Source organism: Paraburkholderia phymatum (assembly GCF_040965635.1).
Lineage (GTDB): Bacteria > Pseudomonadota > Gammaproteobacteria > Burkholderiales > Burkholderiaceae > Paraburkholderia > Paraburkholderia phymatum_B.
In genome coordinates this window covers 291,592-306,072 of the sequence record NZ_JBFRCH010000004.1, presented here as the reverse complement: position 1 = coordinate 306,072, position 14,481 = coordinate 291,592, and the positions used below count along the sequence as shown (strand labels likewise).

Sequence of the window (14,481 nt, the reverse complement as noted above, 5' to 3'; positions counted from 1 at the left end):
TCGATGCGGACGCAACGAGACCATTGCTGCCCATCCTGGCAACACCCGAATTCATCCATGTCTGACCAACCCCGTTTTTTGAGCCGCGCGGCCGCGCTGCTTCAGCGAGCGTGTGCCATGCCCGGCAGCCGGCGGCTGCTGTCGCCCGTGCTGTCGCTGGGCGTCTGCGTGCTGCTCTTGATCGTCTTCCAGCATCTGTCGCAGGCCGTCGACTATCGCTCGGTGATCAGCCACCTGCGTCATCTGACGGCGGGCGAATGGTCGGCCGCGCTCGGCGCGACCGTGCTCAGCTATATCGCTCTCGCAGGCCGCGATGCCGTCGGGCTGCGCTACGTCGGCAAGACGGTGCCGCGCGCGGCGCTCTGGATCGGCGCGACGGCGGGCTCGGCGCTCGGCAACGTGACCGGCTTCGGCGCGCTGACGGGCGGCGCGGTGCGCGCGCGGGTGTACGCGGTCGCCGACGTGACGCCCGCGCAGATCGGCCGCATGACGGTCTTCACGAGCGTTTCGCTTGCGCTCGCGCTCGTCCTGATGACGGCGCTCGGCATGCTGTGTGACGCAACGACGCTCGCGCCGATGCTCCACAGCCCGACGGGCGCGCTCGCATGGGGCGGCGCGGCACTGCTGACGCTGCTCGGGCTCATCACGCTCGCGTGCGGCAAGAACACGCGGCAAATCCGCACTCGCTGGAGCTGGCTCGCGTTCGATGTGCCGTCGCGCCGCGATTTCATCGCGCAAGTGCTCCTCGCCGCGCTCGATGTCGCCGCCGCCGGTCTCGCGCTGTGGGCGCTGTTGCCGCACACGGACGTGAGCTTCGTTTCGTTCATCACGATCTACGCGGCTGCGATGCTGCTTGGGCTGATCGGCCATACGCCGGGCGGCGTCGGCGTGTTCGAGGCGGCGATGGTGTTCGCGCTCGGCGGCAGCGTGCAGACGCACTACATGGTCGCCGCGCTGCTCGCCTATCGCGCGATCTATTTCGGCTTGCCGCTGATCGTGTCGGCGGGACTGCTGGCCGGCTTCGAAGGACGCGCGCTGAAGAAGCATCTGCCGCTGCATCACGCGGCCGCCGTATCGCAGCTTGCGCCGCTGTTTCTGAGCCTCGTGACGTTCGTCGTCGGCGGCATGCTGGTGATCTCCAGCGCGACGCCCGCCTTCTGGTATCGCATTGCGATCCTGCGGGACTTTCTGCCGCTGTGGGTGCTCGAAGGCTCGCAGATGCTGTGCAGCCTCGTCGGCGTGGCGCTGCTGTTCGTCGCGCGCGGCCTGTCGCGGCGTCTCGATGCGGCGTGGTGGCTCACGCTCGGTCTCGTTGTCCTGAGTCTCGCGCTGTCGCTGACGAAGGGTCTCGCGTTCGTCGAAGCGGGCGTGCTGTCCACGCTGATCGTGCTGCTTCTCGCGACGCGCTCGCGCTTCAACCGCCGCTCGTCGCTCTTTGCCGAGCCGTTCACGATGGCCTGGCTCGTGTCGGTGATGATGGTGCTGATGCTCGCGGTGTGGGTGATGCTGTTCGCGTTCCGCGACGTGCCTTATACGCGCGACCTGTGGTGGCAATTCGCCTTCGACGAACGCGCGCCGCGCGCGTTGCGCGCGACGCTTGCGGCCAGCCTGTTCGCCGCGACGTTCGCGTTCTGGCAATTGCTGCGTCCCGCGGCGGGCCGCTTCGTGATGCCGGCGAAGCAGGATCTCGAGGACGCGGCCCGCATCTTCCGCGCGCAGGAACGCAGCGACGCCGGTCTCGCGCTGATGGGCGACAAGAGCTTCCTGTTCTCCAAGTCGCGCCAGGCCTTCCTGATGTACGCGAAGTACGGCCGCACGTGGGCCGCGCTGCACGATCCCGTCGGTCCGCGCTGCGAGTGGGCCGAGCTGATAGGCGAGTTCGTCGCGCTCGCGCATGCGCATGGCGGGCGCGCGGCGTTCTATCAGGTGCGCGCGAACGCGCTGCCGCTCTATCTCGATGCGGGTCTCACGCTGATGAAGCTCGGCGAGGAAGCGCATGTCGTGCTCGACGAATTCGATCTGAAGGGCTCGCATCGCGCGCATCTGCGCTATGCGTTGAAGCGCGGCGAGCGCGACGGCTTCACGGTCGAAGTGATCGAGCCGCCGCGCGTGCCCGAATCGATGGAGACGCTGCGCGCGATTTCCGATGTCTGGCTCGACAGCCGCGATGCGCGCGAAAAGAGCTTTTCCGTCGCCGCGTTCACGGAGGACTATCTGGCCGCGCAATCGGTGATGCTCGTGCGGCAGAACGGCGAGCCCGTCGCGTTCGTCACGTTCATGACGACGGACCTGAACACGGAAGCGACCGTCGGCGTAATGCGCCACGTGCCGCAAGCATCGCCGTACGCAATGGAGTACCTGTTCACCCAGCTCGCGCTGCATCTGAAGCACGCGGGCTTCCGTTCGCTGAGCCTCGGCATGGCGCCGTTCTCCGGCATGTCGCCGACGCCGCTCGCGTCGCGCTGGCACCGGCTCGCGGGCATCGTGTGGCGCTTCGGCGGCCGCTTCTACAACTTCCGCGGACTGCGCGCTTTCAAGAGCAAATTCCAGCCTCAATGGGAGCCGCGCTATCTCGCTGCATCGGGGTCTGTCGGCGTGTTCTTCACGCTCGCGGATCTGTCATTGCTGGCAGGGGGCTGGCGTTCATGATCAAGCAAAAGTTTTATCGGCTCGCCGTCCTGGCGAGCGTTTCGCTGTGCTCGCTCGCGGGCATCGCGTCGACGGCGCACGCATATGAAACCGTATCCGGCGGCCTTTATGGTCAGGTCACGGTGACGAAGCCCGCGGGCGAAGTGCACGGCTTCGTCGTGCTGTTCTCGCGCGAAAGCGGCTGGAGTGCCGCGGATCAGCAGGCCGCCGACGCGCTCGCGAAGGACGGTGCAATGGTGGTCGGCGTCGATACGAAAAAGTACGCGGCGAATCTCGCCGCGAAGAAAGAGACTTGCCATCAGATCGTGGGCGACGCTGAAGCGGTGAGCCATCAGCTCGAACGACAGGTGCAGTCGAATCGTTACTTCATGCCGATCGTCGCGGGCTCCGGCCAGGGCGCGACGCTCGCGATGGCGGTGCTGAAGCAGGCGGCGGAGAACACGGTGGCGGGCGCCGTGTCGGTCGCGGCGCAGAGTAGTCTCGACAAGCGTTTCAACCCCTGCCCGCCGGACCCGACCATCACGCACGGGCCTGGCCTGCCCGGCTTCGTCGAAACGGATGCGAATGCTTCCGCCGGCACGCAGCGCATCGTCGAATTGACGGCGCCGCATCTGCGCGTTGCGCCGATGAAGGAAGAGGACGTCTCCGATCTTCCGTTGATCGAACTGCCTGCCGCGCATCCGAACGGCTTGATGGCGATCGTGATTTCAGGCGACGGTGGCTGGCGCGACCTCGACAAGACGATCGCCGAAGAACTGCAGAAAGATGGCGTATCCGTAATCGGCTGGGACAGTCTGCGTTACTTCTGGTCCGAGCGTTCGCCGCAACAGACGAGCCACGACCTCGCGCGCGTGCTGCAAACCTACACGACGCGCTGGCACGCGGACCACGTCGCGCTGATCGGCTATTCGTTCGGCGCCGACGTGATGCCGTTCGCGTACAACCGCTTGCCCGATGCGATGCGCGCGAAAGTGTCGCTGATTTCGCTGCTCGGCTTCGCGCCCGCAGCGGACTTCCAGATTCGCGTGACGGGTTGGCTCGGCATGCCCGCCAGCGACAAGGCGCTGAAGGTGAAGCCCGAGTTCGCGCGTCTGCCGCCGCGGATCGTGCAGTGCTTCTACGGCGAGCACGAAGAAGATACGCTGTGCCCGACGCTCACGAAGACGGGTATCGAAGTGATCCGCACGTCGGGCGATCATCACTTCGGGCACGACTACGCGGCGCTCGAAAAGCGTATTCTCGGCGCACTGAAAAAGCAGGCTGGCGGCGCTTGATATAGCGTTCGATATCGATATCAGCTTGATGGCGAATGCAGCGCGGCGACTGTGCATGAACGACAGTCGCCGCGCTTGCGATGTAACGCGCGGGTGTGTCCCGCATCTTCGATTATTGTTGCGGCCGCAATGGCCGCATCAGCTGTGCGTCTTCAGTGAAAAATCAAATACAGAATCACGAGGACGATAAGCGGCACACCTAGCAACCAACCGATCAGATAAGGCATCTCTTTCTCCCTGTGCGACTGCCGAGACCAGGCGGTCGTCGTGACACAGCGCTTTGCAGAGATCGGCGCAAGCGATATGCCACTGGATCTTTGATTGCGATGCAGCATGGCGTCGTATCTACGCTAAAGCCCTGACACGGCTTGCTTTAAGCGGTCATTCATGGCGATTCCGCATGCGCGTGCTTTGCGCATTGCGTTCGCTTTGCGCGGGCGGGCAATGCGGGTTTTGCCGCGCTGTCGCAATCCTTTCAGGTTCTATGCGCTTTTTCATTGAATGCGCCGCAATTCGGCGAATGCGCACTAATATGATCTTTGACCGGATTGAATTGGCGCTTTTCGAACAGGTAATGGAAGTACACAGCGGCGCATCGTCGGTGGGCGAATTCGCAGGTTTTCAGTTGAGCCGCGACTGGTGCGTTTTACTGGTGTCCGTGCTGTATTCCTCTGAGAGATGCCATGCTGAAGCGTCGAACCTTCCTGCTGGGCGGTGCGGGCGCAGTCGGCGCGCTGATCGTCGGATGGTCGGCGCTGCCGCCGCGTCAGCGGATCGTCGCGTCGGCGACCGTGCCCGTGCGGCCGGGCCAAACGGCGCTCAACGGCTACGTGAAGATCGCCAACGACGACACCGTCACCGTGATGATGTGCCGGGCCGAGATGGGACAGGGCGTGCATACGGGGCTCGCGATGCTGGTGGCCGAGGAACTCGATGCCGACTGGCGCGACATCCGCGTGGCCCATGCGCCGATCGACGGCATCTATAACAACGTCGAGAGCGTCGTCGGCGATCTGCCGTTTCGCCCCGACGACGACGGCGTCATCAAGGAACTCACGGTATGGCTCGCGCGCAAGCTCGCGCGCGATTTCGGCACGTCGATGACGGGCGGCTCGTCGACCATCAACGATCTCTGGCAACCGATGCGCGAGGCGGGCGCGTGCGCGCGGGCGATGCTGATTGGCGCAGCCGCCGAAATCTGGAGCGTGAAGGCGTCGGAGTGCCGCGTCGAAAAGGGCAAGGTGTTGCACGGCTCGGGGCGCAGCGCATCGTTCGGGCAACTCGCCGCCGAAGCCGCGCGCCAGCCGCTGCCGCGCAAGCCCATACTGAAAGACCCGGATACCTTCAAGCTGATCGGCAAGCCGCTCACGCGTATCGAAGCGCCTTCGAAGGTGGACGGCACCGCGCGCTTCGGCATCGACGTGCTGCCGGATGGCCTGCTGTACGCGAGCATCGCGATGTGCCCGACACCTGGCGGCACGGTGCGCAAATTCGACGGCTCGGTGGCGGCAGCGCTGCCGGGCGTGCAACGCGTATTCGCTGTCGATGCGTATAACGGCGGCACGGGCGGCGTCGCCGTGATTGCTGACGACATGTTCGTCGCGATGAATGCGCTCGACGTGCTGTCGATCGAATGGAACGACGGCGCGACCAAAGGATTGAACAATGCAGCCGTCGTGGAGCGTCTGTCGCAGGCGCTCGACGAGAGCGACGGCCACGCATGGTACAGCCACGGCGACGTCGATGGCGCGCTGGGCCGTGCTGCGCGGATCGTCATGGCCGAGTATCACGTGCCCTATCTCGCGCATGCGGCGCTCGAGCCCGTGAACTGCACTGCGCAAATCAAGGACGGCACGACAACGGTATGGGCCGCGACCCAGGTGCCCGCCGTCGCGCGCATGCATGTCGCGAAGCTGTTGGGCATCGACGCCGGGCAGGTCGATTTGCAGCAGCAACTGATAGGCGGCGCGTTCGGACGCAGGCTCGAAGTCGACTTCATCGTGCAAGCGGCGGCGATTGCGCGCGAAGCCAACGGACGCCCTGTGCAAACGCTCTGGACGCGTCCGCAGGACATGCGCCACGACTTCTATCGGCCTGCCTGCCTGTCGCGTTTCAAGGCGGGACTCAGTGAGCAGGGCCAACTGATCGCCTGGCATAACGCATCGGTGAGCCAATCGATTGTCACAACATGGATGGCGCGCAATTACCACATCCCCGACATCGGCCTCAATCTGGACAAGACCGTTACCGAAGGCGCGTTCGATCAGCCTTATGAAATGCCGAACGTGTGGATCGGGCAACGCACGATCGAGTTGCCGATGCCCGTCGGCTTCTGGCGTTCCGTTGGGCATTCGCATCAGGCGTTCTTCATCGAGAGCTTTATCGACGAACTGGCCGCCGCCGCGCACAAAGATCCTGTCGCGTTTCGTGCGAATCTGTTGACGCGGCATCCGCGGCATCTGGCCGTTCTGCGGAAAGTGGCGAGCATGTCCGGATGGCGTGCGCCCCTCGTATGGTCCGAAAACGGTATCCGGCATGCGCGCGGCGTCGCGTTGCATGAAGCGTTCGGCAGTGTGGTCGCGCAGGTCGTCGACGTGTCGATGGAAGCGGGCAATGCCATGAAGGTAAACCGCGTGTTTTGCGCGATCGATTGTGGTCTGCCCGTCAATCCGAATCTGATCAGGCAACAGGTGGAAGGCGCGATCGTGTTCGGCCTTTCCGCTGCGCTCAAGGAAGAAATCACGCTCGACGACGGCGCAGTGGTCGAGAGCCTCTATAGCGAATTCGACGTCGTGCGCATGGACGAATGCCCCGATATCTGCGTCGAGATCATGCCGTCGAAAGGGCATCCGCAAGGCGTCGGAGAAGTCGCGCTGCCGCCCATCGCGCCCGCCGTCGCGAATGCGCTGTTCGCGCTGACGGGCATGCGCTTTCGCACGTTGCCGTTCAAAGTGAAGCTGTACTCCGGGAGTGCAACATGCTCAAGCTGAATATCAACGGCAAGGCGGTCGACGTGTATTCCGATCCCACGACGCCGCTGCTCTGGGTCTTGCGCTGCGAACTGAAGATGACGGGCACGAAGTTCGGTTGCGGCGTTGGCGTATGTGGCGCGTGTACGGTGCTCGTCGGCAAGGAAGCGAAGACCTCCTGCCAGGAAAAGCTCTCCGATATCGGCGCCAATGACGTGACGACAATTGAAGGATTGCACGGACCGCAAGCACGTGCGCTGAAAGAAGCGTGGACGCGTATCGACGTCGTGCAGTGCGGCTATTGCCAGAGCGCGCAGTTGATGGCCGCGAGCGCACTGATCCTCAACAACCCGCATCCGAACACGAAGGATATCGACTGCGCAATGCACGGCATCATTTGCCGTTGCGGCACTTATCCGCGCATCAGGCAGGCGATTCTCGAAGCAACGGGGCAAGTGAGGAGCAATGCCAGTCCCTGCGAGAAGGGCTAATACCCCTTGTTGTAGAGCGTCAGATGATTGCTCACCGACGTCACGCCCGGCACGCCCTTCGTCACGTCCGCAGCCTGCTGGATCTGCGGACCATCGGGCACGCTGCCCGATAACGTGACCACTCCGTCGCGTGCCTTCACGTACACATTCGACACGTTGAAATTGGGCGCTTTCGCCAACGCCTTGCGGACGTCGCGAGCCAGTTTCTTGTCCGACGGCGTCGCCTTGCCTGAATGCGCAGCCGGACTCGACGACATCGACATGCTATCGCTGGCCTGCGCGTAGACGTTCGGCATCGACATCACGCATCCCACGGCGACAAGCAGTTTCACGACATTGCGTGCTTTCATGATTGCCCTCTGTTTCGGCTTCGCAGATCCTGAGTGAAAGATAGTCAACATTCCGCTTCGGATAAAGCCGCTCATGCGAATAAGGGGAAACCCGCAGTTGTCGATTATCGTGAATGGAGATATCGCTTATTCGCGCTATTGCGTTGCTCGATAAAAGCGTGACTTGCACACTTTGACGCAAATGAAGACGCTTATCAGGAGACACATATGCGTACGCAAGTTGGCATCATCGGCGCGGGTCCTGCTGGACTGGTTCTCTCTCATCTTCTTCATTTGCAAGGCATCGACTCCATCGTGCTCGAATCGCGCAGCCGCGAGCAGGTCGAATCGACGATACGCGCGGGCGTGCTCGAACAGGGCACGGTGGATCTGCTCGCGGAAACAGGCGTCGGCGAGCGCATGAAAGCGGAGGGCGCGCTGCATCATGGCTTCGAACTCGCGTTCGAAGGCAAGCGCCGGCGTCTCGATCTCACTGGATTGACGGGCAAGTCCATTACCATTTACGCGCAGCACGAAGTGGTCAAGGATCTGGTCGCCGCGCGCATCGCCGCGCAAGGCGAACTGCATTTCGAAGTGTCGGACGTATCGCTGCATGACATCGAAAGCAGCGCGCCGAGTATTCGCTACCGGCATCAGGGCGAAGTCCGCGAACTGCATTGCGATTTCATCATTGGATGCGACGGCGCGCAGGGCATTTCGCGCAACGCGATTCCCGAGGCGCTGCGCCGCGATTACCAGCGCGTTTATCCGTTCGCGTGGTTTGGCATTCTCGTCGAAGCGCCGCCGACGTCGGATGAACTGATCTACGCGCGCCATGAGCGCGGCTTCGCGCTCGTCAGCACGCGTTCGCACCACGTGCAGCGCATGTACTTTCAATGCGATCCGGAAGACACCGTCGACCATTGGTCCGACGACCGCATCTGGGCCGAAATGCACGCACGCGTCGATTCGGACGAAGGGCACAAGGTGATCGAAGGCAGGATCTTCCGGAAGAACATTATTGGCATGCGCAGCTTCGTCTCGACGACGATGCAGCACGGCCGGCTGTTCCTTGCCGGCGACGCGGCGCATATCGTGCCGCCGACGGGCGCGAAGGGCCTCAATCTCGCGGTCTCCGACGTGCGCGTATTGTCGGAAGCACTGCGCGAGTTCTACAAGCAAAACCGCACCGATCTGCTGGCCCGCTATAGTGAAACAGCGCTCAAGCGCATCTGGCGCGCCGAGCATTTCTCGTACTGGATGACGCGCATGATGCACCGCCTCGACGATGCATCGCCGTTCGAGCAGCAGTTGCAGGTCGCGGAACTGGAGTACGTGACGACGTCGCGCAGTGCAGCGATGTCGATGGCCGAGAACTATGTCGGCACGGCACCCGTGTAAGCGGCGCGGGTCGAGCGAGAACGCTCAGCCTTCCGTGTCGATACCCAGCGCCTCGACGGCCTTGCGCTGATAACCGCCCGTCGCAAGCAGCAGGCTGCGTGAATATTCGTTGTCGACCTGCTGTGCGCGAATTCGCCCGATGTCGAGTTCTTCGACGATCTCGCCGTTGCGCATGATGGCAACGCGCGAACACAGAAAGCCCACGACGGCGAGATTGTGGCTCACGAGAATCATCGTCAGATCGCGCTCGCGATGCAGGCGCTTGAGCAGATTCAAGATCTCCGCTTGCACCGAGACATCGAGCGCAGACGTCGGTTCGTCGAGCAGCAGCACACGCGGCTCGACGATCAGCGCGCGCGCGATTGCCACACGTTGACGTTGGCCGCCCGATAGCTGATGCGGATAGCGAAAGCGAAACGACGCATTCAATCCCACTTCGCGCAGCGCATTGACGATACGTTCTTCATGCTGGCCGATTCCGTTGATCCGCAACGGCTCGCGCAACGTCTGGTCCACGGTGAAGCGCGGATGCAGCGAGCCGTACGGGTCCTGAAACACCATCTGCACGTCGCGCCTTTGCGCGTGTTCGCCATGCTGTGAGATACGCACGGTGCCTTGCGCGACAGGCGAAAGGCCGCTCAGCGCGCGAAGAATGGTCGACTTGCCCGAGCCCGATTCGCCGACAAGCCCGAACACTTCGCCGCGCGCGACATGAAAGCTCGCGTTGCGCACGGCGTCGACGGTGCCTGCTGCCGTTTTGAAGCGCACTGTCAATGCATCGACGTCGATCATGCGGACGCTCCTTGCGCATCGTCGAGCCATGCGGGATCGCGCGACAGAACGGGCAGTTCGGTGGGCGGATCGGCGAGCGGCGGATTGGCGGCGAGCAGGCCGCGCGTGTACGGGTGTTGCGCATGCACGAAATCGCGCGCCGCACATGTTTCGACGACACGGCCCGCATACATCACGACGATGCGATCGCAGAACGACATCACGAGCGGCAGATCGTGGCTGATAAAGATGAGGCCAGTCTCATGTTTCGCAATCATCTCGTCGAGCACGGCGAGCACCTGCATCGAAACGAGCACGTCGAGTGCGCTGGTCGGCTCGTCGGCGATCAAGAGGCGCGGTCCCGTCGACACCATCATCGCGATCATCACGCGTTGCCCCATGCCGCCCGAAAGCTCATGCGGATACGAATCCGCGACGCGCTCGGGATTGCGGATATGCACCGCTTCGAGCGCGGCGATGATTTTTTCGCGCATTGCACGCCGTTTCAGCTTCGGGTCGTGCAGCGCGAACGCTTCGCGCATCTGCCGCGCGACGGTCATGACGGGGTTCAGTGAGTACTTCGGGTCTTGCAGGATCATGCCCATTTGCTGACCGCACAACTGGCGGCGTCTGTCGGCGCGCATGGTCAGCAGATCGTGCCCGTCGAAGCGCAACGTTTTCGCCGTGCAGTGCGCGGCAGGCGGCAACAGGCCGAGCAGCGCGCGGCCCGTCAGCGATTTGCCCGAACCCGATTCGCCGACGATGCCCAGGCGCTCGCCCTTGCGCAGAGTCAGCGAGAGTCCGCGCACCGCTTCGTTCAACGTGCCGTCATGCGTGCGAAACGCGATGCGCAGATCGTCGATCTCGCACAGAGGGGCCGTTTCATTCGTGCGCATGTCAGTCTCCATGACGCGGATCGAACACGTCGCGCAGCCCGTCGCCGAGCAGATTGAATGCGAGGCTCACGAGCAGGATCGCAAAGCCCGGTATCGTCGCGACCCACCATGCGTCGAGCAGCACGTTGCGGCCCGACGCGACCATGAAGCCCCATTCGGGACTGGGCGGTTGTGCGCCGAGCCCGAGAAAGCCGAGTCCCGCGACGGTCAGAATGATGCCCGCCATGTCGAGCGTCGCGCGCACGATCACCGACGACGAACACAGCGGCACGATATAGCGCAGCAGAATGCGCAGATTCGATGCGCCTTGCAGGCGCGCCACGTGAATGAAGTCCGCTTGCACGAGCCTCAACGTTTCGGCGCGCGCGAGACGTGCGTAGGCGGGCCACGCGGTAATCGAAATCGCGATCACCGCATTGAACACGCCCGGGCCCAATGCCGCGGCAAAAGCGAGCGCGAGCACGATCTTCGGGAACGCGAGCGCAATGTCGGTCACACGCATCAGCACGTTATCGACCCATCCTCCGAAGAAGCCCGCCGTCGTGCCGATCATCAAGCCGATCGGCACGACGACCACGACCACGAGAATCGCAATCGACAGCGTGAGCCGCGATCCATAGATCACGCGCGAGAGAATGTCGCGGCCGAGTTGATCGGTGCCGAGCCAGTGAGAGGCCGAACCGGGCGGCAGCAGGCGATCAGACAATACCTGCCTGAGGGGATCATGCGGCGCGATCCACGGTCCGATGATCGCGACGATCACGAGCAGCGCGAGGATCGACAGGCCGAATACCGAAAGCGGATTGCCCGCGAAGCGCCGCCAGCGCCGATACGCGAGACCGAGCGCCGCCTGTCTGCGAGAAGCGGGCGTGTCGGTCAGCAGCCATGCTCTGAGCGTCGGGCGCGACGAGTTCATCGGCCAGTCCTGCTTCGAGCGGTCAACAGTGGGACGCACGTAGAAGTTCTCCGTTGCATCAGCGGGCGCGCGGATCGAACACGCGATAGAGCGCATCCGTCAGCAGGTTCAACGCAATGAATGTGATGCCGATAACGAGCGTGCTGCCGAGCACGGCATTCATGTCGGCGTTGAGCAGGGCGCCCGTCAGATACGAGCCGATGCCCGGCCATGCGAATACGATTTCGGTCAGCACCGAGCCTTCGAGCAAAAAGCTGTATGACAGCGCGATCACTGTCAGCAGCGGCACCGCGATATTGCCGAACGCATGCACCCACACTACGCGCCGCTCGGACAGGCCTTTGGCGCGCGCCGTCGTGATGTACTCCTGGTTCAACTGGTCGAGCATGAACGAGCGCGTCATCCGGCTCAGGTAGGCGACCGAGTAGTAGCCCAGGATCGCAGCGGGCAATGCGATGTGCGACAGCGCATTGAAGAACACATCCCATTCGCCCGCGATCAGCGAATCAATCAGCAGGCTGCCCGTGCGCGTGTCGACCATGCCGTCGAACACGGGATCGATTCGTCCCGGTCCCGACACCCAATGCAGCTTTGCATAGAAGAGCAGCAGCCCCATCAGGCCGAGCCAGAACACGGGCACGGAGCTGCCGATCAGGCCAATGAAACGCGCGACATGATCGATCCAGCGATTGTGCCGCGTGGCGGCAATCACGCCGAGCGGCACGCCGACCAGTACGCCGATGATAGTCGACAGCGTCGCGAGTTCCAGCGTCGCGGGAAACACGCGCTTGATGTCGTCGATCACCGGGTTCGCCGTCAGCAGCGATACGCCCAGATCGCCGTGCAGCACCGCGCGCACATAAATGAAGAACTGCTCGGCAAGCGGCTTGTCGAGTCCTAGCTGAATGCGCGCCGCTGCATACGCGCTCGCCGACGCGCGATCGCCGAGTATCGCGAGCACGGGGTCGATGGGCACCTTGCGGCCGATCACAAAGGTCACGGCAAGCAGGCCCGTGAACGTGACGGCGAGCGTGAGCGCCCAGCGCAGCACGCGCAGCGTCCAGCGCACGCTCGCGCTGCGCGCGGACGCAGCGCGAATGCGGTCGATCGGGGTGAGCGTAGTCGACATAGGCTTTGAGTGTCGCGTGCGCTTACTGCTTCTTCACATGCAGATACGACACGAGATCGTTGATTGGACCGACTTCGAGACCCGATACGCCCGGACGCATCGCCACTTGCGACACCTGCTGGAACATGATGACGAACGGCGATTTCGCGAGCATTTCCTTCTGCATCGCTTGATAGAGTTGCGCGCGCTTCGTCGTCGACGATTCGGCGAGCGCCGCATTGGTCTCTTTCGTCAGATCGGGAATGTCCCACGAATTACGCCACGCGAGCATCTTGTACGAGGACTTGTCGGAGTTGTCCGGGTTCCACGCATAGCCTTGCGCGTTGCTGTGCGGGTCGATGTAGTCCGCCGACCATTCGCCGATATAGATATCGTGCTGGCGCGCGCGATACTTCGCGAGCGTCTGCTTGTTGTCGCCCGGAATGATCTCGACCTTGATGCCGCCTTGCGCGAGATTCGCCTGCACCGCTTGCGCGATTTCGTTGTACGGGTAAGCGCTGCGCACATCCATCGTCACGTTGAAGCCGTTCGGCAAGCCCGCTTTCGCGAGCAGCGCCTTGGCCTTCGCGACGTCCTGGTGATAGGGATTGGTATTCAACGCGCCAAGAAAGCCTTCGGGCAGGAACGTCTGATGAACCTTGAACGTGCTCTTCGTCACGTTCTTCTGAATGCCGTCATAGTCGATCAGCCACTTCATCGCTTCCTGCACTTCCGGTTTCGCGAGGTTCTGGTTCTTCACATTGAGGCCGAGATAAAGCAGCGTCGCTTGCGGCACCGACATCACCTGCACCTTGTTCGCCTTAGTGAGCGTGGCGAGATCGTCGGGGCTCAGATTGCGCGCGACATCCGCGTCGCCGTTTTCGAGCAGCAGGCGCTGGCTCGACGCTTCGGGCACGTGGCGCATCACGATCCGCTTCATCGCGAGCGGCGCGCGGTAGCCGTCGTATTTCTGCAGGATGATGCTGTCGTTCGCCGTCCATTTGACGAGCTTGTACGCGCCGGAGCCCGCTTCATTCGTGCGCAGCCATTCATTGCCGAAGTCGTTGCCCTTCTGATGCGACATCAACAGCTTCTTGTCGACCACCGATGCGGGCCAGGCGCCCAGCACGTTCAGCACGAAAGTAGGCGCGTACTTCTGGTCGGTCGTGATGCTGACAGTGGAGTCGTCGATCTTCTTGACGTTTTGCAGCGCGTTGTCCTTTGTCAGGCCGATGCCTTGCAGCACCGCGGCCGCGCCCTTGTCGAGCAGCACGCAGCGCTGGATCGACCACGCGACGTCGTCGGCCGTCAGCGGATTGCCCGAGTGGAACTTGAGGCCGGGGCGAACCTTGAACGTGAACGTGAGTCCGTCGGGGCTGACCGTCCACGATTGCGCGACGTCGCCGTTGAATTTCGACGGGTCTTTCAGATCGACGCGCACCAGACGGTCATACGTATTCGCGACGTATTCCTCGGGCACCAGCTCGTAGACTTCGCCCGGATCGAGCGTCGAGAATTCGTCGAGCGTGGTGGCGATCACCAGCATGTCTTTCGGTGTCGCCGCAAATGCGGTGCTTGTTGTCGTCATCGTAAGCGTCAGCGCGGATACGACCGCGACTGCCGCCAGCGCATTGCGCAAAACCAGATTCATACTCGCTCCGTATCAAGAGGAAAGTG

11 protein-coding genes are annotated in these 14,481 nt (G+C 62.9%); 5 read left to right on the top strand and 6 right to left on the bottom strand.

Going from position 1 to position 14,481, the window contains the following annotated elements; genetic code table 11:
* Positions 1-57 precede the first annotated feature (57 nt).
* The 4 genes from mprF (at position 58) to AB4Y32_RS10905 (ending at position 7,383) form a co-directional block, all read left to right on the top strand.
* On the top strand, positions 58-2,649 hold the full coding sequence (mprF, locus tag AB4Y32_RS10920; RefSeq protein ID WP_368721348.1) for a bifunctional lysylphosphatidylglycerol flippase/synthetase MprF: 2,592 nt from the start codon (positions 58-60) through the stop codon (positions 2,647-2,649).
* Entirely contained in the window at positions 2,646-3,923 is a 1,278-nt protein-coding gene (locus AB4Y32_RS10915; RefSeq protein ID WP_368721347.1) for a virulence factor family protein, read from the top strand. Before mprF ends, AB4Y32_RS10915 begins: the two co-directional genes overlap by 4 nt.
* 683 nt (positions 3,924-4,606) lie before the next feature.
* Positions 4,607-6,913 carry a xanthine dehydrogenase family protein molybdopterin-binding subunit gene (locus tag AB4Y32_RS10910; protein WP_368721346.1) on the top strand — a complete coding sequence of 769 codons (2,307 nt, stop codon included), beginning with the start codon at positions 4,607-4,609 and terminating at the stop codon, positions 6,911-6,913.
* The gene (locus AB4Y32_RS10905; protein WP_368721345.1) at positions 6,901-7,383 is read left to right on the top strand and encodes a (2Fe-2S)-binding protein; all 483 of its coding nucleotides are present in this window, start codon (positions 6,901-6,903) and stop codon (positions 7,381-7,383) included. Before AB4Y32_RS10910 ends, AB4Y32_RS10905 begins: the two co-directional genes overlap by 13 nt.
* On the opposite strand, the gene AB4Y32_RS10900 is transcribed toward AB4Y32_RS10905, so the two are convergent.
* Positions 7,380-7,733, bottom strand: coding sequence for a BON domain-containing protein (locus AB4Y32_RS10900; protein ID WP_368721344.1), 354 nt, complete (start codon positions 7,731-7,733; stop codon positions 7,380-7,382). The genes AB4Y32_RS10905 and AB4Y32_RS10900 overlap by 4 nt on opposite strands.
* Before the next feature lie 207 nt (positions 7,734-7,940).
* Here AB4Y32_RS10900 and AB4Y32_RS10895 point away from each other — a divergent pair, with 207 nt between their 5' ends.
* Positions 7,941-9,113, top strand: a complete 1,173-nt coding sequence (locus tag AB4Y32_RS10895; RefSeq protein WP_368721343.1) for a 4-hydroxybenzoate 3-monooxygenase — start codon at positions 7,941-7,943, stop codon at positions 9,111-9,113.
* 24 nt (positions 9,114-9,137) lie between these two features.
* On the opposite strand, the gene AB4Y32_RS10890 is transcribed toward AB4Y32_RS10895, so the two are convergent.
* Genes AB4Y32_RS10890 through AB4Y32_RS10870 form a run of 5 tightly spaced genes read right to left on the bottom strand, consistent with a single transcriptional unit; the run spans position 9,138 to position 14,455 of the window.
* Positions 9,138-9,905: an ABC transporter ATP-binding protein gene (locus tag AB4Y32_RS10890; RefSeq protein WP_368721342.1), complete on the bottom strand. Its 768-nt coding sequence runs from the start codon at positions 9,903-9,905 to the stop codon at positions 9,138-9,140.
* On the bottom strand, positions 9,902-10,780 hold the full coding sequence (locus tag AB4Y32_RS10885; RefSeq protein ID WP_368721341.1) for an ABC transporter ATP-binding protein: 879 nt from the start codon (positions 10,778-10,780) through the stop codon (positions 9,902-9,904). Before AB4Y32_RS10885 ends, AB4Y32_RS10890 begins: the two co-directional genes overlap by 4 nt.
* A 1-nt stretch (position 10,781) precedes the next feature.
* Positions 10,782-11,696 carry a nickel transporter permease gene (gene nikC, locus AB4Y32_RS10880; protein WP_368721514.1) on the bottom strand — a complete coding sequence of 305 codons (915 nt, stop codon included), beginning with the start codon at positions 11,694-11,696 and terminating at the stop codon, positions 10,782-10,784.
* Between the two features lie 58 nt (positions 11,697-11,754).
* Positions 11,755-12,825 (bottom strand): ABC transporter permease, encoded by a 1,071-nt coding sequence (locus AB4Y32_RS10875; RefSeq protein WP_368721340.1) that lies wholly within the window; start codon positions 12,823-12,825, stop codon positions 11,755-11,757.
* Between the two features lie 22 nt (positions 12,826-12,847).
* Positions 12,848-14,455 (bottom strand): ABC transporter substrate-binding protein, encoded by a 1,608-nt coding sequence (locus tag AB4Y32_RS10870; RefSeq protein ID WP_368721339.1) that lies wholly within the window; start codon positions 14,453-14,455, stop codon positions 12,848-12,850.
* Between the last annotated feature and the right edge of the window lie 26 nt (positions 14,456-14,481).

Excerpts from the sequence above, each read along its gene's own strand:
- AB4Y32_RS10885 (WP_368721341.1), bottom strand. The coding sequence starts at position 10,780 with ATGCGCACGAATGAAACGGCCCCTCTGTGCGAGATCGACGATCTGCGC.
- AB4Y32_RS10895 (WP_368721343.1), top strand. The coding sequence starts at position 7,941 with ATGCGTACGCAAGTTGGCATCATCGGCGCGGGTCCTGCTGGACTGGTT.
- nikC (WP_368721514.1), bottom strand. The coding sequence starts at position 11,696 with ATGAACTCGTCGCGCCCGACGCTCAGAGCATGGCTGCTGACCGACACG.
- AB4Y32_RS10875 (WP_368721340.1), bottom strand. The coding sequence starts at position 12,825 with ATGTCGACTACGCTCACCCCGATCGACCGCATTCGCGCTGCGTCCGCG.
- AB4Y32_RS10890 (WP_368721342.1), bottom strand. The coding sequence starts at position 9,905 with ATGATCGACGTCGATGCATTGACAGTGCGCTTCAAAACGGCAGCAGGC.
- AB4Y32_RS10910 (WP_368721346.1), top strand. The coding sequence starts at position 4,607 with ATGCTGAAGCGTCGAACCTTCCTGCTGGGCGGTGCGGGCGCAGTCGGC.
- AB4Y32_RS10905 (WP_368721345.1), top strand. The coding sequence starts at position 6,901 with ATGCTCAAGCTGAATATCAACGGCAAGGCGGTCGACGTGTATTCCGAT.
- AB4Y32_RS10900 (WP_368721344.1), bottom strand. The coding sequence starts at position 7,733 with ATGAAAGCACGCAATGTCGTGAAACTGCTTGTCGCCGTGGGATGCGTG.
- AB4Y32_RS10870 (WP_368721339.1), bottom strand. The coding sequence starts at position 14,455 with ATGAATCTGGTTTTGCGCAATGCGCTGGCGGCAGTCGCGGTCGTATCC.
- mprF (WP_368721348.1), top strand. The coding sequence starts at position 58 with ATGTCTGACCAACCCCGTTTTTTGAGCCGCGCGGCCGCGCTGCTTCAG.
- AB4Y32_RS10915 (WP_368721347.1), top strand. The coding sequence starts at position 2,646 with ATGATCAAGCAAAAGTTTTATCGGCTCGCCGTCCTGGCGAGCGTTTCG.